The following is a 23,203-nucleotide window of genomic DNA, read 5'->3' on the forward strand; positions in this document are numbered from 1 at the left end:
ATCCCCTGGTTCCCACAAAGAAAAACTGGGAAATGAATGGCGGGTCTGGGGTTGGGTAATAATATTTGGCAGTATAGCCGATACCCTGTACCGGTAAAATAAAGATATAAAACGGGAATGCTGTTTAAACAGCCGGCCTTATTTGTAGGCCTCATTTCCTTTAGCTGTGGAAGTGCCGGATGCATGGATCCGGGTACTGAGCCCCTGGAAGTAGCCGGACAGCCCTACTACATCGGCGCCCACACTCACAAACTGGTACCCCATTTCTTTAAAAGCATCCAGGTGATCAATACTTCCTGTAGTGCCGGCAAATTTCCCATACCGGCGGGCGGCGGCAGCTACTTTTTTACGGGCCTCCAGGAGTTCGGGGTGACTAAAGTTGCCCGGTGCGCCGATTCCCTGGCTGAAATCGCCCGGTCCAAAAAATAGCATATCATATCCTTCCAGTTGAGCAATCGCATCAAGGTCCTTCAAAGGTTCCGGGTCCTCGATCTGCAGGATCACAAACCGCTCCCGGTTGGCGGTTGCCAGGTATTCCTGGAAATCCATATTGGTATATCCGCCATCTGCATTGCCTCCGTCGATCGGTCTTCTGCCAAGAGGGTGGAACCGGGTCATATGCACTACACCGGCGGCATCCTGTAAACTCATGATATGTGGCACCATAATGCCCGTAGCATCCATCTCCAGTGGCCGGACGAGATCGCTATAGCTGCCGCGGGGTACACGCACCAGCAGGTCCGCATCGTAGGCTTTGGCTGCCCATACCTGGCTGTTAAGTACCTGCCAGTCGGGGGCGCAATGCTCCTGGTCTACCCATATGCAGTCAAAGCCGCTGCGCGCAGCCAGTTCCACAACCTGGGCGTTAGAGATATTGATCTTAATGCAGCTGGCAAAGCCGCCGCTTCTTAATTTTTGTAATACTTTGCTGGATCTCATTTTCATCATTCTAAAATAAACATTAATTACTGTTGTTCTATCCGGCCTGTTTTTTTCTGATCATTAAAAGAAGCAGGGCACATAGAACCATAATAACGGCCGCGGCTTGAAACAGCACCTGCATATTTACAGAAGCATCTCTAAGTACGCCTCCGGCATAAATGCCCAACCCGCCTACGATGCAGGCAAACAGGTTCAGGATGCCATAACCCGTGGCCCGGTATTTTTCATGCGCGATCATGCATAAGACGGGCATCAGGTTGGCGTCTGTAAATGTGCGGGTAAGGGCGTAAACCATAAATCCTCCGATAGCAACGGCCAGCAGGGCGGAGGATCCTGCAATGAATACCGCCGGAGCTGCTATAAGCAGCCCTATCGCCGGCAGCAGGATCCGGGCGTATTTGTTGGAACGATGCCAGCGGTCGGCCAGGAGCCCGCCCAGGAGTACGCCGGCGAAGCTGAGCGGGTATACATACCATGTTGCGTAGATGCCGGCCTGGGTTTGGGTGAGGTTAAAGTGTTCCTTGTAGTAGGTAGGAAGCCACCCCAGGATCATCCAGCCCACCACACCCATAAGCCCCCAGAAAATAACCAGCAGGACAAAGGAGGAATGGCGGAACAGGTTTTTGATCCCGTCTGTAAAGCGCAGGGGAGATACTGCCGCCGGGGTTGATGGAGGTGGCATACGCCCCGGCGCGTCTTTGAGCCAGAAAAGCATAAATACGGCATAAACGATACCGAAAATACCAAATACGGTAAATGCAGAGCTCCAGTGATGATTTTCGGCAATCCATCCGCCTAAAAATCCCATAGACTGGCCAATCATGATGCCGCCATTGTGGATGCCGGTTGCCAGTGAGCGGGTATTGCCCTGGTGGTAATCTGCTATGAGGGCAAGTGCCGCGGGAATATAACAGGCCTCGCTGATGCCCATCAGGGCACGTGTTGCCAGCAATTGTTCAAAATTTTGCGCATGGGCAGTAAGCCAGGTTACGGCCGACCATACAAAGAGGCTGACGATAATGACCCGGCTGCGGCTGAACCGGTCTGCAAGAAAACCGGCATAAGGGCTCAGGAGGCCATATACCCACAGGAAAACGGAGGTCAGCAGGCCAAACTGGGCATCGGTCATCGGTATCGCTTCTACGATGGAGCCGCGCATGGTGGTAAGCATGATGCGGTCCAGGTAATTAAGAAAGCCTATGACAAATAAAAGAAAAACGGTGAGCCAGGCACCGCGTGTGGCTTTTGCAGCAGGCAGGAGATCGTTATGCATATTCATCAGGCCGAAGGTAGGGGTTGTCGCCGATTCCTTTTGTTACTTTTATTTTTGATTATGATACTATATTGCGGCAAAGGGCATCAGCAGGCTCCCGGGGCAGGATCGTATAAAAAACGGGCAAATATTTAAATTGCGGGCTGCGCGTACAGTGATATTTTTACATCCCGGTCCGGGAGCTTCCAATGAACGATAAATTTTGCATATGAAGAAATTGCCTTTTATTGACTTAAGTGTGATCCTGCTTTACCTGGTTGCCATGGTACTGGTAGGATACCTGTTCTCAAAGAAGAACAAAAATGCCGATCAGTTCACAACAGCCTCCGGCCGTATACCGGGCTGGGCGGTGGGACTTTCTATTTATGCCACTTTTTTGAGCAGCAACACGTTTCTTGGCGTTCCGGGAAAAGCTTTTGGAAGCAACTGGAATGCATTTGCGTTCAGCCTTTCCATGCCGCTGGCAGCCTGGGTAGCAGCAAAATACTTTGTTCCGTTCTACCGCGGTGTAGGCGAAGTATCGGCCTATACCAACCTGGAGAAGCGGTTTGGCCCCTGGGCCCGCACCTATGCCGTGATCTGTTTTTTGCTCACGCAGATCGCCCGTATGGGATCCATCTTCTTTGGCTTGTCGCTTACACTTCAGGCGCTTACCGGGTTTAATATGCAGGTTATTATGCTGGTTACGGGGGCCTGTATCATCCTTTATACAGTGATGGGGGGCATCGAAGCGGTGATCTGGACGGAAGTGGTACAGGGTATTTTAAAAACACTGGGCGCTATCCTTATCGTATACCTGGTTATCTCCAATGTAAACGGAGGCATTTCTACGATCATGGATATCGGGAAGGCGGATCATAAATTCAGTTTGGGCGGCCTGAACCTCGACTTTACCAGTTCCGGTTTTTGGGTGGTGCTGTTATACGGCTTCTTTATCAATCTTAATAATTTTGGTATGGATCAGAACTATGTGCAGCGCTATCATACCGCCACCTCTCAAAAGGAAGCAGCCCGCTCAGTCTGGCTCTGTGTCTGGATCTATATCCCGGCATCCCTGCTGTTCTTTATCATTGGTACCTGCCTGTACGCCTATTACCAGCTCAACCCGGCATTGCTGGATGCGGTGAAGCTGCAGGTAGCAACCGAGCGGCTGGGCCAGGGTGCAGCATCCGGGCAGGTGGCGGCGTTGGCGGCCAGCCTGGCCCCGGGAGATTATGGCGATAAGGTAATGCCGCATTTCATGGTGACGATGATCCCTGCCGGCCTGGTGGGACTGATCATTTCAGCAATATTATCGGCTGGTATGAGTACGATCAGTTCCGGGATGAATGCCTCCGCTACGGTGTTTGCAGAGGATATCTATAAAAGATATATTAAGCGTGACATGAACGGAGCACAGGGACTGCGTTTATTACACGTAGCCACCGTGGTATTTGGTTTTTTGGGAATGATCGCGGGGGTATTGATGATTGGGGTTAAGAGTGTGCTGGATATCTGGTGGCAGCTTTCCGGCATCTTTGCCGGTGGAATGCTGGGCCTGTTCCTGTTGGGGATCATCAGTAGGAAGACCGGCAATACGGCGGCGCTCCTGGCCACTGTTACCGGTATCATAGTGATCCTGTGGATGACCTTCTCCGCCTGGATACCGGAAACTTATCACTATGTAAAAAGTGCGCTGCATGCCAATATGATCATTGTAGTAGGTACCCTGGTGATCTTCCTGTCTGGCCTTTTGTTTACCAGGTTTCAAAAAAAAGGAATGCCCCGGAGCTGAAATACAGCCCGGTTCCTTACAAAGTCCTGCTTTCCCCGGAGCTGCTGGCCCGGCTGGTAGCAACGGGAAGGGTGATCTACGATAAAGACACCAGTTTGGATATAGATCAGGTGCGGGCTAAGAACCGCTTGTGCCCGGAAAACAGGGGATTTGGCGTTTATGACGCATATATGGGGCATGCGGTGGCCTCGCTTCGGTCAGGTACTGCGGGTCTCTCCTGTATCCAGGGAAATTATTTTCCCGAACTGGTTAGCTGGTTGTGCAGCAATTACGATAATAGTGCACTCCGGAAAGAGGTAGACAAAGTGCAGCAATTCTTCAGCGAGGAAATGGAAGTGATGCATAAAGACTATCCTAAATCGGCAAAATACTATCTATGGAAAAAAGGAATGAATCTCTCTGTGTTTACCCGGGACTCCGGAAACAGCCAGGTTTCTTACGGGATGAAGGAGGATATGGAAAAACTGGAACGGAGTTATGGGAGGCTGCTGGCACAGATCCCGGGTCAGCTATGACCCCGGGAGCCGTACCGGGCAGTGGGTATTCATGGGTTAAGTTGTGATCATAAAGATCCATATCTTAGACTAATTTTAAATTGAAGGGGGAAGGTGTTACAATTCCTCTGCGTAAACGGGAATTTATGATAAAAACAGTGATGGCAGTATTGCTTCTTGGCGCAGCGGCGCTGGCCGGCAGCGGGAACGCCCGGGCACAGGGATCAGGAGATGCTCCGGGTACCATAGTGACCTATAGCCCGGCTGCCAGCATGCAGTATATAGGCTCACCCAGCCTGGCCACCCTTCCCAATGGCGATTATGTGGCTTCACATGATTTCTTTGGCCCGGGCAGTTCAGAGTTTGTGCAGGCGGTTACCCGGGTATTCCGGTCAGCTGACCGGGGGAGAACCTGGAAGCAGGTAAGTGAAATATCAGGTGCTTTCTGGTCCAGTCTGTTTGTGCATAAAGGTATGCTGTACCTGCTGGGCCCGGATCGTCATCATGGCACCGTATTGATCCGGCGTTCAGAAGATGGAGGAAGAACCTGGACGAAGCCAACGGGAGCGGGTAACGGGTTACTGCTCCAGGGAATGTATCATTGTGCCCCCATGCCGGTTGTGGCTTATAACGGACGGCTGTGGCGCCCTATGGAAACCGCCCATGGCCCGGTTCTGCAATGGGGAAAACGTTATGGTGCCATGGTGATGTCCGCGCCGGTAGATGCAGATATTTTAAATGCGGGATCATGGAGCACCAGCAGCGTTCTGTACTATGATAGTACTTATCTGAATGGCCGGTTTGGCGGCTGGCTGGAAGGTAATTTTGTAGTGGATAAAAATGGACAGCTATGGGATATGCTCAGGGTAGACGATAAGGCCAGCTTTGATGAAAAAGCGGCCATGGTGGCTGTATCGGCTGATGGTAAGACCTTACGTTTTGACCGGGAAAAGGGGTTTATTCCTTTTGATGGAGGAAGCAAGAAATTTGTCATAAAGTATGATAGCGTTTCTCATTACTACTACGCATTAACAAATTCGGTTCCACAAAAATACCGGGACAAATATCCGGGACGTAATCCCGCAACTTTCCGAAATGTATTGATGTTGCGAAAATCCGGTGATCTGGTCCATTGGGAGGATGTACAGGTGATCCTGGAGCATCCGGATGTACTGAAACATGGGTTCCAATATGTAGACTGGTCATTTGAGGGAAAGGATATCATCTTTCTTTGCCGGACCGCCTGTTTTGATGGTAAGGAAGAAGCACATAATAATCACGACGCCAACTTTCTGACCTTTCACCGCATTAAGAATTTCAGGAGTATGGGAGCTGACCGCATTCCGTAACGGACTGTTGCTGCCGACGTAAATCAACAGCTATAAATGTTTATTTGTTTTTCAGCGTGTTGCGTACTTCGAGTACAAAATCTACGGGCACGCCGGCGAAAGCCGCAATTTCATCTTCAGTGAATTGATTAGCTGTCAGTAAATTACCGACGATTTCGATCTTTCCCTGCAATTTCCCCTCGGTCCTTCCTTTTTGAAGAATTTCCTGGGTTTCCCTTTCTCTTATCATTTCAACGATACCCATATGCCTGCTTTTTTGCGTAATGGAATCAATTTCTTCATCAAATTTATTGTTATTTTCCCGGTTGGCAAAAACTACATAGTTCCGGATAAAGTAAAAGATCCCTTTTATGACCGCCCTGGAAAATTTTTGTTCCAATAACCGGCGTACAAGAGCTGTTTTAAGATCAAAAAGCGCCTTGTCTGTAAGCCGGCTGCGCTGCAGGGCCAGCAATGTTGTAAGGATCACGAATGCAAAAGGATTGCTACTTTTTAACAGCGTTTCTGCGTCCTGTGCAATGATCTTATAGCTGTTAAAGCAGAAATGAACAGCCGTTCCCAGGAATTCGCAACGGTATTCTTTGGGATAGAATTTTTTATTCCTGTCGGTTAACAACACTATAGCGGTTATCCGCTGCCGGTAGCGGTCAAAGATGCGGTAATAGTACCGGTACATCCGTTCTTCGAACTGGTTGTCCACATAGCCCTGAACCTCCACATGAACAAGTATCCATTGCTCGTTTCCTTCCCGGGTAAATACCTTCACCAGTTTATCCACGTATTTTGGCGATTCAGTGGCTGCCTCCACGGCGATCTGCGCCATCTCCTTGTCGAGGTACACAAATTCCCTTTTCATGTCGAAGATCTGATCAGCATTGGTGAAAAAGAATCGCAGAAAATCGGCAAACAGGTCCTCCAGGATACCTTTCCACAGGGAATCGTCGAAGCGCATAGGTTATGTGTTTTAACAGGTGCACTTTAAAATTACGATAATAAAATGAATAGCGGTAAGATCGTATAGCAGGATGCAAAGAAAGCGAAAGAAAAATACGAATGGAGTAAGTACTTTTGAATACGGCATTTTGTGATACGGATGTTTTACGAATGAATAATTACCCGGCAATGTTTAATAACAGGTGGTTTTCTATATGTTCAATAGCAGGAATATTTATGGGAATGCATAGTTGTGTACCAGGAAAAGAGGAAAAGGCAGTCATGCAATTGACCAGTACCGCAATGGGACATACGCTGCATCACAACGGCGTGTTTTCAAAAGATGGTCATTGGATTGTTTTTGACGGGAGAAATCAAGATACCAGGATCGGGGAAACGGGTATGATCGGTATGGTGCACCTCCATACGCATGAAGAAAAGACCATTTATCAAACGCAAAATGCGACTCCGTATGGACCGGGGGTAGGCGCCGCTTCGTTTAGCCCGGTGATCAACCGGGTACTGTTTATTCACGGGCTGGTTGATGCCGGTAAAGAACAACCTTACGATATATCCCGCCGGACAGGCGTGGCCGTTGACCTGGAACAACCGTTCCGGCCGGTTTTTATGGATGCAAGGGATATGACAGCTCCTTATATTCCGGGTTCTTTAAGAGGTGGTACCCATTCCCATTGCTGGAGCGGGGACGGCCGTTTGATCAGCTTTACCTACAATGACGCACTGATAGCTCCGGAGCTTCGGACCGTGGGAGTGATGTTGGACGGGGGGCGTCCTGTTCTGGTGGACACAGCATCCGGAAATAACAGTGGGTTGTATTTTGCGGCTGTTATTGCGGAGGTTGTTCCGCTTCCGAAGCCGGGGTCGGACAACATCAGCAAAGCGTTTGATGAATGCTGGGTGGGGACGTCTGGCTATACCAATGCTTCCGGGCAGCGGATTGCTTATGCCATCGCCTTCCAGGGAAACACCCGGAACCGGAGAGGGGAAACTGTTACCGAAATATTTATTGCAGATCTTGACCCTGCGGAAATAGTAAAAGATACTGCAGCAACCGGCACCTGCGGAGAAAGGCCGCATGTTCCAAACGGCGTAAGGGTGCGGAGGGCAACCAGAACCGAAAAAGGCTTATCGCAGGTAAGACATTGGCTGCGCTCTTCGCCGGATGGCCGGTTTATTTATGCCCTGGCTCCGGATGATACGGGTATTGCACAGGTTGTGCGTTGTACGGTCAATAACGGCCAGGTTAGCTATATGACACACAATACGACCCCGGTTGACTATTCGTTTAACCTGAACCCGGGCGGAACCCATATCGCTTATGTAACGGACAACAATGTTTATTTGTTAGACCTGCTGGCAAATAAAAGCAGGCAGGTAACGTTTAACAAGCCGGACGATCCTAAGGTAGCAGGCGCTCCTTCATTTTCTCCTGATGGCCGGATGCTGGTCTTTAACCAGTACAGGCCGCAGGAGGGGCAACTATGGCTGCAGGTTATGGCGGTTGCGCTGCACTGACTGGTGCCGGTTGGTTGAATGGTTATGCGCTCCCGTCACACGGGGCTGCATAAACTTTTCCTGCGGGAAGCCGACGAGCTCCTGTTTTGAACAGTATGACCCGGAAATGAGCCGTTGACGATACAGGTATAGCCTTTAAAAGGGAAAGCACCTTGCGCAGTACCTGGACCTTTTGCAATGGTGAAGTCGCTTTTTTAGAGGAAATAGCTATAAATTCGTAGAGATACACATAATGACAACAGCGGCAGGGCCCGATGGTTGTATAGAAAGACCTGTTATAACTTAACGTTTTGCGTTTTATGAAGCTTCATTTTCACAAAGTGCCGGTGCCATTACAGGATTCTTTTTCGATAAGGCATGATCGTGCTCCCAATTTTGGTAAACCCCTGCATTATCATCCTGAACTGGAATTGCATTTTACAATAAAAGGAACGGGGATCCGGCTGATTGGTGACAATGTGGCGCACTTTAAAGAAGGCGAAGTGATCTTGCTGGGTGAGAACCTTCCCCATGCCTGGAGAGGGAAAGAACAGGAGACCGGAACCATTATGGAGGGCTCCTGGGTGGAGGCCATCGTAATCCAGTTTTCAACGGAATGCCTGGGCAGCGGGTTTTTTCAATTGCCGGAAGCATATTTGCTGCCCCGGATCTTTGATTTGGCAAAAAAGGGATTGCTGTTCCATGGTACATCGTCTGGCCTCATAAAGGAACTGATGTACCGGTCTGTAACAGCAACCCGCTTTGAACGGGTGCTTATCCTGTTACAGATATTGCAGGTGATCAGCGAACGGGAGGAGTTTACAACCATTGCGTCTGCGCATGCTTTTTATAAACCCGGCGCGCATGAATCGGTGCGGTTCAATAATGTGCTTGCATTTACGCTGGCAAATTTTAAAAGGGAAATATCGCTCGAAGAAGCTGCGGCTGTCGGCAACCTGAGCCTTACTTCTTTTTGCCGCTATTTTAAAACGGTAACCAATAAGACCTACCTGGATTTTCTTACCGAGGTAAGGATCAGCCATACCTGCCGGATGATTATCGAAGACCGGTATCCGATTGCTATGATCTGTTATGAATGCGGGTTTAACAATGTTTCCAATTTTTACCGGCATTTTAAGAAGTATACCGGTATGACGCCCTTTGAATACAGGAAACTTTACAAGAAGGAAGCTTCCGCATAGCCGGAGCTGCAGATCGCAGGTTCCGCTACATGCAGCGCCCGTATCAACAGGAGACAGGGTAGGCATGCAAAACAAAAGCGCTTTGCGGGTTTTATTACGGTTGTTGGGGTTTCCTGCAGGATTATTCCCAGATACTTTTTAATTCGTACACTTTAAGTTCCGGTACTTGAACCTGCCCGCCTTTCACAGACAGGGACAGGGACTGGTTGTTGCGGTCGATATTGATGTTGATGGGCATAAATACGAGACCTTTGCTGGCAAAGATCTCAAGCCCTGTTCTGTCCGCATATACCAGCAGTGATAGTTTGCCATTTTGCAAAGGTACCGGTGCCGTTACCCCATCCACAACCAGTTGCTGCCGGGCTACGTCGTAAATGACAGGCACACCCCGTACATCCAGGCGGATCTCCCTTGCGTTACCCGGCATAAGCTCCATCCGGATCTCTGCCAGCTCAATTCGGATATCCTTTAAGGGGTTTGCACTGCTTTCCCTGATGATTTTATTTCCCGGGTTGTAGACCCTGGCGCGCAGTTGATCCACTTCTTTCACCGGCATACGTGTTAACCGGATGCCCCCGGGTGTCTTGACCAGTTTATGCTCCAGGGGAAGGCTCATGGATTGATTAAAGGGCATATGATCCTTAGCCGTATTGGTACGCCACCATCCCATCTCTATCCGGCGGCCGGTGGGTTCATCGCTAAAGGTCTGCGGTGCATAAAAGTCGCGTCCATACTGGTTTTGTAGTTTTCGCTCTTCCTCGGTAAAGCGGATGCCGTCAAAACTCCCGATGGCATACTGTGTATTGGCTCCGGTAAGTACCCATTTTTTAACCCCGTTAAGGCCTTGTACCGGCAGTTCATAAAACTCCGGGCATTCAAAAAGATACCGGTCATTACCGGTGCCGCCATAGGTAATGCTGGCAGGGGTCCAGTTCTTCAGGTCGGGGGAGGTTAGAAACTGCATGCTGTGTTGCTCATTGTTACCCCGTTCAACCCATAGTACCATGATCCATTTTCGGGTAGGCGCATGCCAGATCACTTTAGGGTCGCGGTTGTCCTTGTTGATACGGGGCACCACCGCCTTGCCATAGTTGTGAAAGCTACGGCCATCGGTGCTCCAGCTCATATACTGGCCCCAGCCCCTGGCCCCCGTATGGAACAGTACCATGGCCGGTTTGCCATTTTCTCCCAGTCCGCTGGTGTTTTCTTTATCCACTACAGCCCCGCCACTAAATACCGGCCCGCCCTGGTCGGGGTGCAGTGCATCGTCCAGCTCCGTCCAGTGGATCAGGTCTTTGCTCACGGCATGGCCCCAGGTCATATTCCCCCAGTTGCGGCCATAGGGATTGTGCTGGAAGAACAGGTGGTACTCCCCGTTAAAGTAGACCATTCCGTTGGGGTCGTTTGTCCAGCCGCGTTTGGGTGAAAAGTGGAACTGCGGCCGTAGTGCTTCCTGGTATTGGTTCGTATTCGTGTCCTGGTCGCTTTGCAACACCGGTTCAAATACTTTTGAAGAGGCGGCTACCTTATCTACGCGAAGCTCAATAGCTTTGCCTTTCCATGCATCAATACGCAGGTACGCATACCAGTCCGGCTGGTCTTCCGCCAGCTCCATATCCCAGAACCGGGTATTGATACCGTCTACCCAAAGCTCCAGGTTCCGTTTCGGAGCCCCGTTCTTTACCGGCAGGACCAGGTATTTTTTTTCTGAGATGAAGTAGGTACTGATGTTTTTTGTGGGAGGCTGTTCCTGCGCCCGTACCGGCAGGCACACAAAAAGAAACATACTGGCTATTAACAAACGGTTCATGTTGTTACTGGTTTTGATGCTTTAGCGGATCTTTTGCTTAATAAGCGCATAAGCGCACGAACACTGCAATCTAATACGATTATAATGATAAAAGCAAAGAAGTGCCTGTTTTTTTCGGAATGCAGGTCAACGCACCTGTTTTCCCGGATGAGGGCGTTGGGGAGCTTCCAGTTCCGGTAAGAATTTTTTTTTCAACTATTTTAATGATTTGTTTGAAAAATTAAATTATCTTAGTAGCAAAGATGCGCCAAATGAACAAACGGGACCTGGTTAAAAAACAGATCGGAAAAGGAGCGATGCAGTGTTTTGAAAAATTTGGTCTTGATAAAACTACGCTGGAGGATATTGCACAAACGGTTGGATTGAACAAAGCATCCCTGTATTATTATTACAAGAATAAGGAAGATATTTTTGTCGAAACTGCTTTGCGGGAGGGAGAGGATTATATCCTTGCGCTGCAGGAAAAGGCACAGCAGCGGAAAGGTATTGAGAACCAGGTGTCGTATTATATGCAGGCGCGGTTCAATTATTATAAGAAGGTATTGAACATGAACCGGGTATCTACGGATACGCTTAATAAGATCCTTCCGCGCTTTTTTGAGCTGTATGATGCGCTTATGAGCCGGGAGAAATTGTTCCTGTCGGAACTGATCCGGCAGGCTGTTGCTAAGGGAGAGCTGGCACAGGCTAACCCGGCACAGATCGCGTCAGTGCTGATCAATATCAGCGACGCGCTGAAACACAGCGCAGAGCAGAAAGCCATATTGAAAAGAGACCCGGGTATTGACTATGCACGCAGTCTGCAGGATATGAAGTTGCTGGTATCCCTCATTTTCCGGGGATTAAAAAAATAGGAAACGGTTGGCCCGGTATAGGAGCGGGCCTGTTGCTGATGCTGTATTTTAATTGATCACTAATCATAATGGCTATGAGGAAAGTCTTATTGATGAGCATTGTATTCCAGCTATGGCTGGCGGGTGCGTCCCGGGCACAGCAAACCATCAGGGGTGTTGTCAGGAGTGCAGTTACCGGGGAAACCGTTGCGGCTGTTTCGGTAAGTATCCGGAATACTTCCGAGGGAACCTATACCAGTCAACGGGGGCGGTTCGAATTGCGTACGCACAAGATCCTGCCCGTGACGCTGTTGGTATCTTGTGTTGGATATGAATCCCGGGAAGTGGCGGTCACAGATGCCCGGCAGCCGCTGGAAGTGTTGCTGAACCCGGCATCCGTTTTGGGAACGGAAGTGGTGGTTTCCTCCAGCCGCACCCGGCAGCGGAAACTGGCATCACCGGTAACCATCGAACAGCTGAGCAATAAGGATGTTGCCAATGCGCCGCAGTTAAATTATATGGACATGATGCAGGGCTTGAAGGGGGTGGATGTAACGGTGTCCAGCCTCGGGTTTACCAGCGTTACCACCCGCGGTTTTAATACCAGCGGTAATACGAATTTTACCCAGATCGTGGACGGTATGGACAACCAGGCGCCGGGATTGAACTTTCCTCTGGGATCGGCCATCGGGCTTACCCAGCTGGACGTGGATAATATCGAGTTGCTTTCGGGGGCTTCTTCTGCTTTATATGGCTCCCGCGGTTTGAACGGTACCATGGTGATGACGGGCAAGGATCCGTTCAAATACCAGGGGCTCAGCCTGCTGGTAACCCAGGGCGTCAACCATATCAAGAACAGGAAAAGCAACGATCCGGTAGGAGCGGCTCCTTATTATGACTGGACGCTGCGCTGGGCTAAAAAGATCAATGAAAAGCTGGCATTTAAGGTAAACGTGCAGTACACGCAGGCGAAGGACTGGGTGGCTACCGACACTTCTAATAAAAATGGTCCCGGCAGCCGGTTTACCGACCCCAATTATAATAGCCCCAATTATTATGGGGGTGCTACATCGGTAGACATTAACCCGTTCCTGGAAGCCGCCCGGGCAATGGATGAATCTTTAGCCCCGCTGATCGACCCGCTGCTGCAGCAACCCAATTACGTTGCCCGTACGGGTTATGCGGAATACGGCTATCTTGATAACAATGCCCGACTTTTAAAGACCAACGCGGAGCTCCGGTATTTTATTGCTCCCAAAACACAGTTGATTGCTTCAGGTACCTTTGGCACCGGAAGCGTGGTGTATACCAATGATACCCGCTACCAGATAAAGGATTTTAAAGTGGGGCAATATCGCCTCGAGGCCCGTGGCGACAAATGGTTTATCCGGAGCTATACGACCCAGGAAAATTCCGGTAAAACGCTGATTGCCGGACCTACGGCACAGTATATCAACGAGGGCTGGAAACCGAGCTATGATGAAGCCATCCAGGATGGCTGGTATCCGCAGTATACCATGGGACTGGTGACGGCGCTGGCCGGCGGGACGGGGCTTACCGATGCACATCTTGCGGCCCGGGCGGCAGCCGACCAGGGCAGGCTATTGCCGGGCACTCCTGAATTTGAAGCACTGAAAAGCAAGATCTCCGGTACGCCAATATCCGAAGGGGGAACCCTGTTCCTGGACCGCAGCAAATTGTACAATACCGAGGCGCAGTACAATTTTGCCGGCCTGATCCCCTTTGTAAACGTGATTGCCGGTGCCAACTGGCGGCTGTATAATTTGAACAGCAGGAACACCCTTTTCCCGGATGATGATAAACCCATTCATGTAAACGAATACAGCGGCTATCTGCAGCTGTCAAAAAAGATGATACAGGAACGGCTGAGCGCGGCAGCTTCTTTCCGTTATGATAAGAATACCCTGTTTAAAGAACCGAAGGTTACCTCAAGGGCCTCGCTGGTATTTGAAGCCGCTCCGGAGCATTATATCCGCTTCTCTTATCAGAATGCATACAGCTTCCCTTCAAATATACAGGCGCTCCAGAATACGCTGAACGGTTATAACAGCTATTCTTCCGGGGGGTCCTCGTTTTTGCTGAATGGAAAGTACCAGTTTGACCAGTATCCTCCCTATACACTCAGCAGCGTAGAGGCTTACCAGCAATCCGGAGATCCTTCGGTATTAAAGCGGTTTGTATACAATGATATCAAGCCACAATCCGTAGATGCGTTTGAACTGGGCTATGCAGCCCTGATCGGCAAAAGGGTGCTGATCGATGTGCTGGGGTATTATTCCCAGTGGAAGAATTTTATCGGGTATGCAAACGTGGCCAACACACCCGGCACCCAGGATCCGGCGGCCTTTAAAGATCACAGCAAGTACGTTCAGTATAACATCGCCTTTAACGGAGGGGAACGGGTAAATACTTATGGCTATGCAGCCAGTGTAAGCGTGGATCTGAACCATAACTTCCTGGCAAAAGTGAATTATTATTCCGACTACCTCAAGAACAGGAACAACAGCCAGGTCAATAATTTCAATACTCCGCATTATCATATCAATATGGAATTTGGGAACAGCGGCCTTGGTAAAAAACAGCAGTGGTCCTTTAATACGGCGCTGCGTTATAAACCCGGCTATTTCTATGTGGTATCCGGGGGGCTCGCGCAGGGTACTGTGCCGGCTTCTGCGGTGATCGATGCCCAGGTCAGTTATAAATTGATTAAGGCGCATTCTGGTATCCGGATCGGCGGTACCAATATAACCAACCGGTACTACTCAACCGGTATCGCCAATCCGTCTATCGGCGCTGTTTACTATGCTACTTTTGCTTATAATATTTTTTAAATCATAAAACCCGGTACAATGAACCGCATCATCAAAAATAATTGGTATTGTTTCCCTATCCTGGTGTTTGCAGCATTTGTTTCCTGCAATAGCGATGCGGACAAAGAGCAGCAGCAGGCTTACGTACATCAGCTGGTGTTTGCACCCGGCGATGAAGCTAAAGTGCTGGAGGCGTTGCTCACCATTAAAGACAGTACCAGCATCCTGCTTAAGGCGGGTTCCTATACATTCGATAATTTAAGTATTGTAAAGGCAAAGCAGGTACTGTTGAAAGGAGAGGGAAAGGACAGGACCATTCTTGATTTTTCTGCGCAATCCCAGGGTGGGGAAGGGCTGCGTATCACCGATGTTGCCGGTTTTACCATATCGGATATGACCATCCGGGATTCTAAAGGCGATCTGCTGAAGATCAATAAAAGCAGGGACATTGTGGTGCGGGAGCTGAATGCGATATGGAAAACTTCCGATTCCACCAGCGGGGGATATGCTATTTATCCGGTGTTGTGCAAAAATGTGCTGGTTGAAAATTGTTATGCGGAAGGCGCATCAGACGCGGGCATCTACATAGGACAGTCGGACAGCGCTGTTGTACGGCAATGTAAGGCCGCTAAAAATGTTGCAGGCTGTGAAATTGAGAATACCACGCATGCGGCGGTATATAATAACGAGTTTTATGATAATACTGCCGGGTTCCTGGTCTTTGATCTTCCCGGGCTCTCCCAGCGCGGCGGGCATGTAAAGGCATACGATAATTACCTGCATGATAATAACCGGATCAACTTTGCTAAAGCCGGCAGCTTTGGTACTTCCTGGGGGGTAGGCAATGCAGCGCCCGGCAGCGGCGTCATTATCCTGGCTACCTCTAACGTGGAACTATACAGGAACCGGATCATCAATAATAATTCTTCAGCTATTACAATAGCGTCTGGTTTTGCAGTGGGTGAAACGCCTGATAAGATCAATGATCAGTATTTTCCGGTTGCACAGAATATTAAGATCTATGAGAACACGCTTGAAATGGGCCCCGCGTTTCCCGGACCTGCGGCATTGCATCATATCGGTAAGCTGTTGATCGGGATTGAGCAGCAATTGAATCAACAGGATCCAAACAGGAAAAATAAACGTATTCCGCTGATCATGTACGATGGTATTTCAACAAATGTCCTTACAAAAAAAACGGAAGCCAACCCGGATAGCATCTGCATCCGTCAAACCGGGGATAATGTATTTGTGAATGCTGATTTTTTAAATATAGAAAAGCCCGCAGCCTGGAAGCCTTCAACGGATATGCGGGCTTTTGTCTGCCAATAATGATGTTCTAAAAAACGGATGAGCGATGCGTAAATACTTTGTGATAACAGCAGGAATACTGGCTGCTTGTGGAATGGTCCTGTTTCAGCAGTGCAAGGGGAAACCGGCAAAAAAAAATGGCCCGGCCCAGCAGGCAGGTTTTGAGTTTAAGGCCAGGCTCTCTGATTATGGATTTTTTAAGGGGGAGCTGAGGGCACTGGACCCTCTTCCCGGTGTAGCGCGTTATGAGCTGCATACTCCTTTATTTACGGATTATTCGCTGAAGGACCGTTTCATCGTATTGCCGCGCGATAGTACGGTGCATTATCAAGCACATGGCCCGCTGGATTTTCCGGATTCAACGATCATCATCAAAAACTTTGCCTATACCAGCGAGCAACACCAGAAGGTCCTTATTGAAACGCGCCTGCTGGTAAAGGATCCCGCCGATCATGAATGGAAAGTGATGAACTATTTGTGGAACAAAGAGCAGACGGACGCTGTTAAACATATAACCGGTGCCCGGGTTCCGATCCGCTTCCTGGATGAGGAACAGAAGCCGGTTTCCACCGTTTACCAGGTGCCTAATACCAACGACTGCAAGCGTTGTCATACGCAGGACGGAGCGTTGATGCCGATAGGACCCAAAGCGAGGAACCTGAATTTTTCCCCGGCTTTCCTGGGACATAACCAGCTTACGGATTGGGTGAACAGGGGGATATTGGCCGGTTTGCCCGACCTGAAAACGGTTGATCAGCTTCCCGGCTGGGATGATGCGCAGCATTATACCCTGGAGCAAAGGGCGCGTGCCTACCTGGATATGAATTGCGCCCATTGCCACACGCGCACCGGCGACGCATACAATACCGGGCTGTTCCTGGAATATGAACAGACAGATCCGCATGCGCTGGGTATACTGAAGTCCCCGGTATCGGCGGGTGGAGGCGCCGGCGGACTTAACTATGATATTGTACCCGGTGACGCAGGGCATTCCATACTGGCTTACCGGATGAACAGTACGGAACCCGGAACGGCTATGCCGGAGCTGGCACGCACCGTGATCCATAAGGAAGGGGTGAAGCTGATCATGGAGTGGATCAATGCTATGCCGGCAAAGAAATGAGCCACCATCACGCGCAGGAACGCAACTTTTTATTTTTTGCTGACAAGATAGCTCCCTACTTCTTTTCCGGAATCATCCAGCATACTTACCCTGATCTCTTTTTTGGTAGCAGTTACCCGGGTAATGGTACGGGTACCCTCCTGTGGGCCCCCGCCGATGATAATGGGGTAATGGTTGGCCTGCTTGTCCGGCGCATGTACTTTGTACCGGTGTGTATGCCCGCTCAGTACAAGATCTACCTTTCCCTTGTTCAGTAATGGCTCAAATACTTCGGTACAATGTACCGCACCGTGTGCATTACCCGAATACCTGGGCGGGATGTGCATCATCACGATACGGAAAGGGGCACTTTTAAATGCTTTGCTGCGGATCTCCTGTTCCAGCCACCGGGCCTGTTCCTGCCGGTAAACATCGAAATCCACAATGCCGGCATAAACAGGATGAGTGTCCTCCTTGTCCTCACCGGTGTCGAGGATCACAAAACGGACCGGACCCAGGGTAAAAGCGGCATGGCCCACATGTTGAAAATAGGCGGAAAAGTCGCGGGCAAATTTCCCCCGGGTTTCATGATTACCACGTACATATATAAACGGCAGGTTCTTTGCAAACAGGTCGGTACAGGGTTGCAGCATGTGATCGATGATCTGTTGTTCATCAGTCTGGTAATCGAATACATCCCCGTTAAAGAACACGAAATCTTTTTGATTGCCCTTGTCCAGGTTCAGCAGGTGCGGAATAGACCGGGGCCGGTCGTGGATGTCGTTCAGCATTACAAAGGAAACACTGTCTTTGGCGGTATCCGTATTAATGAACGATGCGGGAGCACCTGTTACGGTTTCACCATAGGTAAGTTTATAGGGTTGAAAGTCTTTTATTTCCTTTGAAACGATCTTGTAATAATAGGTTGCACCTGGTTTTAGATGGTCGAGTGTAACACAGTTGATCCTGCCGGCCGGTTTCAGTCCCAGCTCGCTTTTGCCAAATGCTTTTTGATCCTGGTTTTCTGCAGAAGTACCATACTCCACCCAGCTGGCGGCATTTTTATTGGTGATCCATAAAATAGAAATGCTGTTGCCAAAATTGGTTTGTAAATAAGGTCCCGCAAGAATTTTAAGGCCTTCATCCTGTCGGTCATTCCCGGTAGCAAGGGCTTTTTGAGGATTCAGCAGGGCCATTCCTCCTATGGCCAGCCCGCCTTTTAAAAACGAACGCCTGTTCGCTTTGAGTGCATGCTCTTTCATGATAATCGTTACGTTGTTGATTGTTGGCAAAAATGAGGGATTTATTGCTCATTTCGTAAAGAATCTGTGTAGAATCGTAAAGTGCATGAAACCGCAGGGGGCGCAGGGAACCAGGGACTGTTGTAAAAATGGGGCCGTCCCTTCCTTCGGCTGTAATTATCCTGCGGGTGTATACCTGCCGCGCACTGCAGAACTGGCGCTTAGCCGAAGGATGGGGTCCAGTACTTCGGCCTCATAGGCTCCCAGCAGGCGCATACTTTTCTTCCCCGGGCCAAAGTCTTCGCTGAGGGTATAGCTCTTTATAAATTGCCTTTTTCTTGCACCCATTGCGTAATGCCAGCATCCCTGTTCAGCACTGGTAAAGATCACCAGCTCATCCAGGGTCATTAATTGTTTTTTAGGGAACGGGGTATTGATCCTATAGACCGCATTGCTGGCTTTGTCAAATACATAACGCACATTAACCCGGAAAATAAAATCATACAGGCCATGCAGGAACAGGTAAATGATAATGGAATAGCCAAGTACCTGGCCACCTTCCCCCAGTTGCTGATAAAAGAAGTACATGCCTCCCGCAATGCCCAGGATGGCTATAAAAAACCAGAACAGGCTTTTGAGCAAATGATAATGCGGTTGCAAGGAAAAGGACTGCGGGGTTTCTTCTGCTTTATATTTATCTCGGGCTGTCATAGTTACTAATGATTTCGTCGATTTCGTTCAGAATATGTTGCATGGCCCTGGTGGTGATCCCCTGGGCTATAAGGGCCCGTTTCGTTTTCCCGTCTTTGAGGTAGCAAATATTCAAAGATGTATTGGTGGTGAAAAAGCCCTGTTTCAACTGATGCAGTTCAAAGCTTTGGAAATGGTCCAGGGGGATGCACACAGCCGGCCGGAGCAGGGCCGTTTTGGCGCGTATTTCCAGGGCGTTCAGATCAATGACCAATGAACGGGAGATCAATCCTGAAAACCCCAGGATGGCCAATGCCAGCAGGAGCCAGCCAATGAGGGGATATTTACCCTCTCTGAATATAAAATAACTGAAGAAGGGTAAGATAAGAATGAGGGCAATGGGCAGGAAATAGGAATGCTTCATTTTGTAAACGTTCCCATCTGCCGTAAAGTGTTTGAAGGATTGCATGTGTTTTTTTATAGTGTGTGTATGAATGAAATAAAGGATGGCTGCGCACCGGATTATCCGGTGCATAACCGCAGCGATTGCTGCATCTGTGTATGAAATGTTTTAGCGGCCGTCAGTAAGCGCCTGCCGGGGGTACGTCGTTTTTTATGCACTCTTTTAACCCCGGGGAGAGGATCACAAAGAATACAAACGATCTGTATATACCTGTTTCCCTGAATGCGGTATTATCGGATCTCAGAACTCCACATCATCTGCAATATTGCCGCCCTGTTCTTTCGCAAACCTTTCCGCGTATTCTTTTTGTTTCTGCAACTGGTAATCCATGTAGTGATGAATCTCGTTGCTGTTGAACTGCTGGTTTTGTGCGGTCATCCAGTCCATAGCCACCGCCTGGAAATCGGAGAGGTTGATGCCGAAATGCTCCAGTATCCATTGGGCTCCATCCAGCCCGTATTCGTATGCTGCCGTCCTTGCGCCACAAAGCTCTTCGTAAAAATACCGGTCGGTTTTTAACTTTTCGAGATTGGCGTTTCCTCCCGTGGCGGTTGCCGCGGCGGGTTTCAGGTTTGCCAGTTTGGGATGTTCGCCGGCAATGGCAAAATATTCGCCATACTTGGTCATAATGCCAAAGCTGGCATCTTCTTTCATCCGTTCCGGCCAAAGCAGGTTTACTTCTTCCCATACTGCTTTTTCAATGCCCATGGCTTTTAGTATTGTTGCTTCAGGAATTCCCTGCGTCATTGCGTGCGCAATGCCTGCATAGTCGTAAAGCGAAATACCATGGATTGGCTCGTACAACGGATTCCCTTCTTCTTTGACCTGGTTGAAGCCCTGGGTGGCATAGCCGGTAAGTTCAAGGGAGTTGGCCATTTCAAATTGTACCAGCTGGTCATAATTATGCCCGTTCCATTGCAGGTACAGCTGCGTAATGGCTTCCCTTTTTAAATTCCGTTTTTCATTTTCGCTCGGAGCTTCGTCCTGGTCAGCCAGCAGTCCCTCGTAGTGCTGGTTAGCGGCTGCATCAAATGCGGCTTTAGAGTAGTGGGTGCCATGCTGCGTTTGAGGATCAAACTGGTACTGGTGATGATCTTGTATCGGCGAAGTGTCGTCGTCGTCATCGTCATCTTGATCTGTATGAGGGGCAGCAGGCTGGCTGAATGCGCTTTGTGTTTGCTCCTGTTGTTTTTGCGGTTCGTCTTCATTGCCCAGGAGGTTATTCAGGAATTTTTTAAACATGGTGATTGCTTTTGAGTGTTATGAATAGATAGATGGTCATACAGATTTGTTGAAATCATCGAGCAGCCGCTGGTAAAATTTTTCATTGGAGGCGGCCATATCCGGCACGATCCGGTTCCATTCGTCGAACATGCTTCGGAGATAGCTGCGGTAAAGATCCGGGTTCCGCGCTGCATCCTTGTTGTAAGCATCCAGCAAGTGCGCCGTGCGCTCTTCGGCAAGATCCCGTGCTATCCAGCTCAGGCTTTTGGCAAGGGTACTGGGTTCATAGGTGTTTTGCGTGCGGCATGCAGGACATTGCAGATAACTGGTGGAAAAATAAATTTTTTCCAGGTAAATGGGTGCTCCGCATTGCAGGCATTTAAACTGGTGCTTCAGTTGCTCGTGCTCGTTCAGGATCTTCTGATACAAGGCTTCATGGTCCTGTTTGGTAGCGGCTTCCAGTTGTTCCTGCCAGTTATGACAAAAAACTTCAAACCGGCGATAGCGTTCCGCGCAGGCTTCGCTGAACTGCAATGCCGTAGTATAAGCAATACCTGTGCTGTCCAGCCGGCGGTAAAACGGGCGGATCTTTTGCTCTTCTGTTTGCCGGGCTTTTTCCCGTACCTGGTTGATCTGTCCGCGGATGCCGCTCCATACCTGGCCGATATTGGCTTCATATACGGCATCGGTGCTGCTGCGCATGGCTTTCAGTTCGGGTATCGCTGCCTGGCAAAGCTCCTCCACCCGCTCTTCCAGTTTTTGAAGAAAGGCGAACCAGCGTTCCCGGGTTTCGCGGATCTGTTCTGTCCATTCCGGTGGTACCGGATCACCGGCCTCTTTATTATTTCCAGATAAACCAAACATAGGTTGTTTTTTAAAAGTGTGAAGATGCGCGTATCGTTTGCGTCTCCTGGTTACATTCATAAAATTCCGGAACCGGTCCGGAAATAATTTTATAAACAGATTCTTAAGACCGGCTATTGATTTTCCCTGGAATTGTCTTCTTTTTTGATATGCAGCCCATCTGTAAGCGTTACCTGCAAAAATTCAAAACCGCAATAGGCACAATGGGTAAGACCATCGTCTTTGGCCCTCCCGGCCCCGCAGTTAGGACAGGTGCGGGCGCCCATGCTGGCCTCTTTTTCCGCTACAGGGCCGCCGTATTTTTCCTGTGCCTGCGCTTTGGCCTTGAGTTTTTCTAAAAAGGATTGTGCTTTTTTTTCTTCCATTATAACAGGGTTAAGAGTTCTGCTTTTTTTGTCTTGTATTCTTCTTCGTCAATCAGCCCGTTTTCAAAAAGTGTTTTGAGCTTTTGCAACTTTGCGGTAATATCTTCCTGGGGAGTTGCTGACGCCGGCGCTGCAATGGTTGAGTTGTTTTGCTGAAGCTGGTTCATCATCAGGCCCATGGCCATCCCCGTTTGGGTAGCATCATTCAGGGCTGTACCTTTATCACCGATTGCATTGGCTGTATTGAACTTTGTAAATTTGTCCATATCGGTGACCATATTCATATTGGTAACCTTATCATAGAACGCGGTCACTTCTTCTGGCAGGGTTACACTGGTAATGACAAACTGCGTCAGCTCAAGGCCCAGCGTGGCAAAATAGGGCTTCAGGTGTGGCTCGATCTTTTTGCTCAGCTCGGTGATGTTTCCGGCAACAGCAGTAACCGGGATCTGTTCGTTTGCCAGTACTTCTCCAAACTTGGGTGCTACAAAATCGCGCAGCTGGGACTGAAGCTCAAAAATGGTCAGCCGGGGAAACGTACCGGCATAGGTTCTGAAAAAAGTGCCGGGATCGGCGATCTTTATATCAAAACTGCCAAAGGCCCGTATCCGCACCTGTCCGAATTGGGGATCGCTCATTAGAATGGGAGCGGGTGTTCCCCATTTGTTATTAATGAAATGATAGGTATTGAAAAAGTAAACATCCGCTTTAAAGGGGCTCTCAAAACCATATTTCCATCCTTTGAGCCGGCTGATGATGGGGATGTTTTCTGTTGAAAGTGTGTGCATCCCGGGTAAAAAAATATCCGCCAGTTGCCCCTCATTCAGTAAAAGCGCCTGCTGACTTTCCCTTACGGTCAGTTTAGCTCCATTCTTAATTTCCTTGTCCGTATCGGCAAATTTCCACATCAGGAGGTTGGGGTCGGGTGTGGGGGACTCTATGATTTCAATAAACGGTAAGCTCATGTTTTAAATTTTAAATAACGGT

The 23,203-nt window shown here is 49.2% G+C and carries 20 protein-coding genes; 9 read left to right on the plus strand and 11 right to left on the minus strand.

The annotated features are described in order from the left end of the window. Positions 1-138: 138 nt before the first annotated feature. Positions 139-939: an HpcH/HpaI aldolase family protein gene (locus BLS44_RS05800; RefSeq protein WP_218127697.1), complete on the minus strand. Its 801-nt coding sequence runs from the start codon at positions 937-939 to the stop codon at positions 139-141. Between the two features lie 37 nt (positions 940-976). Next, on the minus strand, positions 977-2,215 hold the full coding sequence (locus BLS44_RS05805) for an MFS transporter (protein WP_176954325.1): 1,239 nt from the start codon (positions 2,213-2,215) through the stop codon (positions 977-979). Between the two features lie 208 nt (positions 2,216-2,423). Here BLS44_RS05805 and BLS44_RS05810 point away from each other — a divergent pair, with 208 nt between their 5' ends. The 3 genes from BLS44_RS05810 (at position 2,424) to BLS44_RS05820 (ending at position 5,832) form a co-directional block, all read left to right on the plus strand. After that, positions 2,424-3,989, plus strand: a complete 1,566-nt coding sequence (locus BLS44_RS05810) for a sodium:solute symporter family protein (protein WP_090389083.1) — start codon at positions 2,424-2,426, stop codon at positions 3,987-3,989. 95 nt (positions 3,990-4,084) lie between these two features. Then, entirely contained in the window at positions 4,085-4,504 is a 420-nt protein-coding gene (locus tag BLS44_RS05815; RefSeq protein ID WP_143019672.1) for a hypothetical protein, read from the plus strand. A 125-nt stretch (positions 4,505-4,629) separates the two neighbouring features. Continuing rightward, positions 4,630-5,832 (plus strand): sialidase family protein, encoded by a 1,203-nt coding sequence (locus BLS44_RS05820; protein WP_218127698.1) that lies wholly within the window; start codon positions 4,630-4,632, stop codon positions 5,830-5,832. Positions 5,833-5,872: 40 nt separating this feature from the next. Here BLS44_RS05820 and BLS44_RS05825 read toward each other — a convergent pair whose 3' ends face one another. Beyond that, on the minus strand, positions 5,873-6,784 hold the full coding sequence (locus BLS44_RS05825) for an RpnC/YadD family protein (protein WP_090389085.1): 912 nt from the start codon (positions 6,782-6,784) through the stop codon (positions 5,873-5,875). Between the two features lie 263 nt (positions 6,785-7,047). On the opposite strand from BLS44_RS05825, the gene BLS44_RS05830 reads away from it, so the two are divergent. Both BLS44_RS05830 and BLS44_RS05835 read left to right on the plus strand, forming a co-directional pair. Then, positions 7,048-8,301 carry a DUF3748 domain-containing protein gene (locus BLS44_RS05830; RefSeq protein WP_245729109.1) on the plus strand — a complete coding sequence of 418 codons (1,254 nt, stop codon included), beginning with the start codon at positions 7,048-7,050 and terminating at the stop codon, positions 8,299-8,301. Positions 8,302-8,600: 299 nt separating this feature from the next. Then, positions 8,601-9,482 carry an AraC family transcriptional regulator gene (locus BLS44_RS05835; RefSeq protein WP_090389086.1) on the plus strand — a complete coding sequence of 294 codons (882 nt, stop codon included), beginning with the start codon at positions 8,601-8,603 and terminating at the stop codon, positions 9,480-9,482. Positions 9,483-9,603: 121 nt separating this feature from the next. Here the strand turns inward: BLS44_RS05835 and BLS44_RS05840 are convergent, their stop codons facing one another. Then, positions 9,604-11,292 carry a glycoside hydrolase family 32 protein gene (locus BLS44_RS05840; protein WP_090389087.1) on the minus strand — a complete coding sequence of 563 codons (1,689 nt, stop codon included), beginning with the start codon at positions 11,290-11,292 and terminating at the stop codon, positions 9,604-9,606. Between the two features lie 251 nt (positions 11,293-11,543). Between BLS44_RS05840 and BLS44_RS05845 the strand changes: the two genes are divergently transcribed. The 4 genes from BLS44_RS05845 (at position 11,544) to BLS44_RS05860 (ending at position 17,390) form a co-directional block, all read left to right on the plus strand. Further along, positions 11,544-12,146: a TetR/AcrR family transcriptional regulator gene (locus BLS44_RS05845; RefSeq protein WP_176954326.1), complete on the plus strand. Its 603-nt coding sequence runs from the start codon at positions 11,544-11,546 to the stop codon at positions 12,144-12,146. A 74-nt stretch (positions 12,147-12,220) separates the two neighbouring features. Continuing rightward, positions 12,221-14,977, plus strand: a complete 2,757-nt coding sequence (locus BLS44_RS05850; RefSeq protein ID WP_176954327.1) for a TonB-dependent receptor — start codon at positions 12,221-12,223, stop codon at positions 14,975-14,977. An 18-nt stretch (positions 14,978-14,995) separates the two neighbouring features. Next, positions 14,996-16,288, plus strand: a complete 1,293-nt coding sequence (locus BLS44_RS05855) for a parallel beta-helix domain-containing protein (RefSeq protein ID WP_090389090.1) — start codon at positions 14,996-14,998, stop codon at positions 16,286-16,288. Between the two features lie 25 nt (positions 16,289-16,313). Further along, entirely contained in the window at positions 16,314-17,390 is a 1,077-nt protein-coding gene (locus tag BLS44_RS05860) for an SO2930 family diheme c-type cytochrome (protein ID WP_090389091.1), read from the plus strand. A gap of 29 nt (positions 17,391-17,419) precedes the next feature. Here the strand turns inward: BLS44_RS05860 and BLS44_RS05865 are convergent, their stop codons facing one another. The 7 genes from BLS44_RS05865 to BLS44_RS05895 form a co-directional block, all read right to left on the minus strand. Next, positions 17,420-18,661 carry a metallophosphoesterase gene (locus BLS44_RS05865; RefSeq protein WP_245729110.1) on the minus strand — a complete coding sequence of 414 codons (1,242 nt, stop codon included), beginning with the start codon at positions 18,659-18,661 and terminating at the stop codon, positions 17,420-17,422. Between the two features lie 126 nt (positions 18,662-18,787). Then, positions 18,788-19,321: a hypothetical protein gene (locus tag BLS44_RS05870; RefSeq protein ID WP_090389093.1), complete on the minus strand. Its 534-nt coding sequence runs from the start codon at positions 19,319-19,321 to the stop codon at positions 18,788-18,790. After that, entirely contained in the window at positions 19,305-19,769 is a 465-nt protein-coding gene (locus tag BLS44_RS05875) for a hypothetical protein (RefSeq protein ID WP_143019673.1), read from the minus strand. The genes BLS44_RS05870 and BLS44_RS05875 overlap by 17 nt, the downstream gene beginning before the upstream one ends. A gap of 234 nt (positions 19,770-20,003) precedes the next feature. After that, positions 20,004-21,005, minus strand: coding sequence for a DUF6620 family protein (locus BLS44_RS26925; protein ID WP_245729111.1), 1,002 nt, complete (start codon positions 21,003-21,005; stop codon positions 20,004-20,006). A 36-nt stretch (positions 21,006-21,041) separates the two neighbouring features. After that, the gene (locus tag BLS44_RS05885; protein WP_090389095.1) at positions 21,042-21,851 is read right to left on the minus strand and encodes a hypothetical protein; all 810 of its coding nucleotides are present in this window, start codon (positions 21,849-21,851) and stop codon (positions 21,042-21,044) included. 113 nt (positions 21,852-21,964) lie between these two features. Further along, the gene (locus BLS44_RS05890) at positions 21,965-22,216 is read right to left on the minus strand and encodes a hypothetical protein (protein WP_090389096.1); all 252 of its coding nucleotides are present in this window, start codon (positions 22,214-22,216) and stop codon (positions 21,965-21,967) included. Continuing rightward, positions 22,216-23,181 (minus strand): SPFH domain-containing protein, encoded by a 966-nt coding sequence (locus BLS44_RS05895; RefSeq protein ID WP_090389097.1) that lies wholly within the window; start codon positions 23,179-23,181, stop codon positions 22,216-22,218. The genes BLS44_RS05890 and BLS44_RS05895 overlap by 1 nt, the downstream gene beginning before the upstream one ends. Between the last annotated feature and the right edge of the window lie 22 nt (positions 23,182-23,203).

Source organism: Niabella drilacis, from assembly GCF_900101395.1.
Taxonomy (GTDB): domain Bacteria; phylum Bacteroidota; class Bacteroidia; order Chitinophagales; family Chitinophagaceae; genus Niabella; species Niabella drilacis.

Bases quoted from the DNA above. Each gene is read 5' to 3' on its own strand.
- BLS44_RS05800 (WP_218127697.1), bottom strand. From the start codon at position 939: ATGAGATCCAGCAAAGTATTACAAAAATTAAGAAGCGGCGGCTTTGCC.
- BLS44_RS05805 (WP_176954325.1), bottom strand. From the start codon at position 2,215: ATGCATAACGATCTCCTGCCTGCTGCAAAAGCCACACGCGGTGCCTGG.
- BLS44_RS05810 (WP_090389083.1), top strand. From the start codon at position 2,424: ATGAAGAAATTGCCTTTTATTGACTTAAGTGTGATCCTGCTTTACCTG.
- BLS44_RS05820 (WP_218127698.1), top strand. From the start codon at position 4,630: ATGATAAAAACAGTGATGGCAGTATTGCTTCTTGGCGCAGCGGCGCTG.
- BLS44_RS05825 (WP_090389085.1), bottom strand. From the start codon at position 6,784: ATGCGCTTCGACGATTCCCTGTGGAAAGGTATCCTGGAGGACCTGTTT.
- BLS44_RS05830 (WP_245729109.1), top strand. From the start codon at position 7,048: ATGCAATTGACCAGTACCGCAATGGGACATACGCTGCATCACAACGGC.
- BLS44_RS05835 (WP_090389086.1), top strand. From the start codon at position 8,601: ATGAAGCTTCATTTTCACAAAGTGCCGGTGCCATTACAGGATTCTTTT.
- BLS44_RS05840 (WP_090389087.1), bottom strand. From the start codon at position 11,292: ATGAACCGTTTGTTAATAGCCAGTATGTTTCTTTTTGTGTGCCTGCCG.
- BLS44_RS05845 (WP_176954326.1), top strand. From the start codon at position 11,544: ATGAACAAACGGGACCTGGTTAAAAAACAGATCGGAAAAGGAGCGATG.
- BLS44_RS05850 (WP_176954327.1), top strand. From the start codon at position 12,221: ATGAGGAAAGTCTTATTGATGAGCATTGTATTCCAGCTATGGCTGGCG.
- BLS44_RS05855 (WP_090389090.1), top strand. From the start codon at position 14,996: ATGAACCGCATCATCAAAAATAATTGGTATTGTTTCCCTATCCTGGTG.
- BLS44_RS05860 (WP_090389091.1), top strand. From the start codon at position 16,314: ATGCGTAAATACTTTGTGATAACAGCAGGAATACTGGCTGCTTGTGGA.
- BLS44_RS05870 (WP_090389093.1), bottom strand. From the start codon at position 19,321: ATGACAGCCCGAGATAAATATAAAGCAGAAGAAACCCCGCAGTCCTTT.
- BLS44_RS05875 (WP_143019673.1), bottom strand. From the start codon at position 19,769: ATGCAATCCTTCAAACACTTTACGGCAGATGGGAACGTTTACAAAATG.
- BLS44_RS26925 (WP_245729111.1), bottom strand. From the start codon at position 21,005: ATGTTTAAAAAATTCCTGAATAACCTCCTGGGCAATGAAGACGAACCG.
- BLS44_RS05885 (WP_090389095.1), bottom strand. From the start codon at position 21,851: ATGTTTGGTTTATCTGGAAATAATAAAGAGGCCGGTGATCCGGTACCA.
- BLS44_RS05890 (WP_090389096.1), bottom strand. From the start codon at position 22,216: ATGGAAGAAAAAAAAGCACAATCCTTTTTAGAAAAACTCAAGGCCAAA.
- BLS44_RS05895 (WP_090389097.1), bottom strand. From the start codon at position 23,181: ATGAGCTTACCGTTTATTGAAATCATAGAGTCCCCCACACCCGACCCC.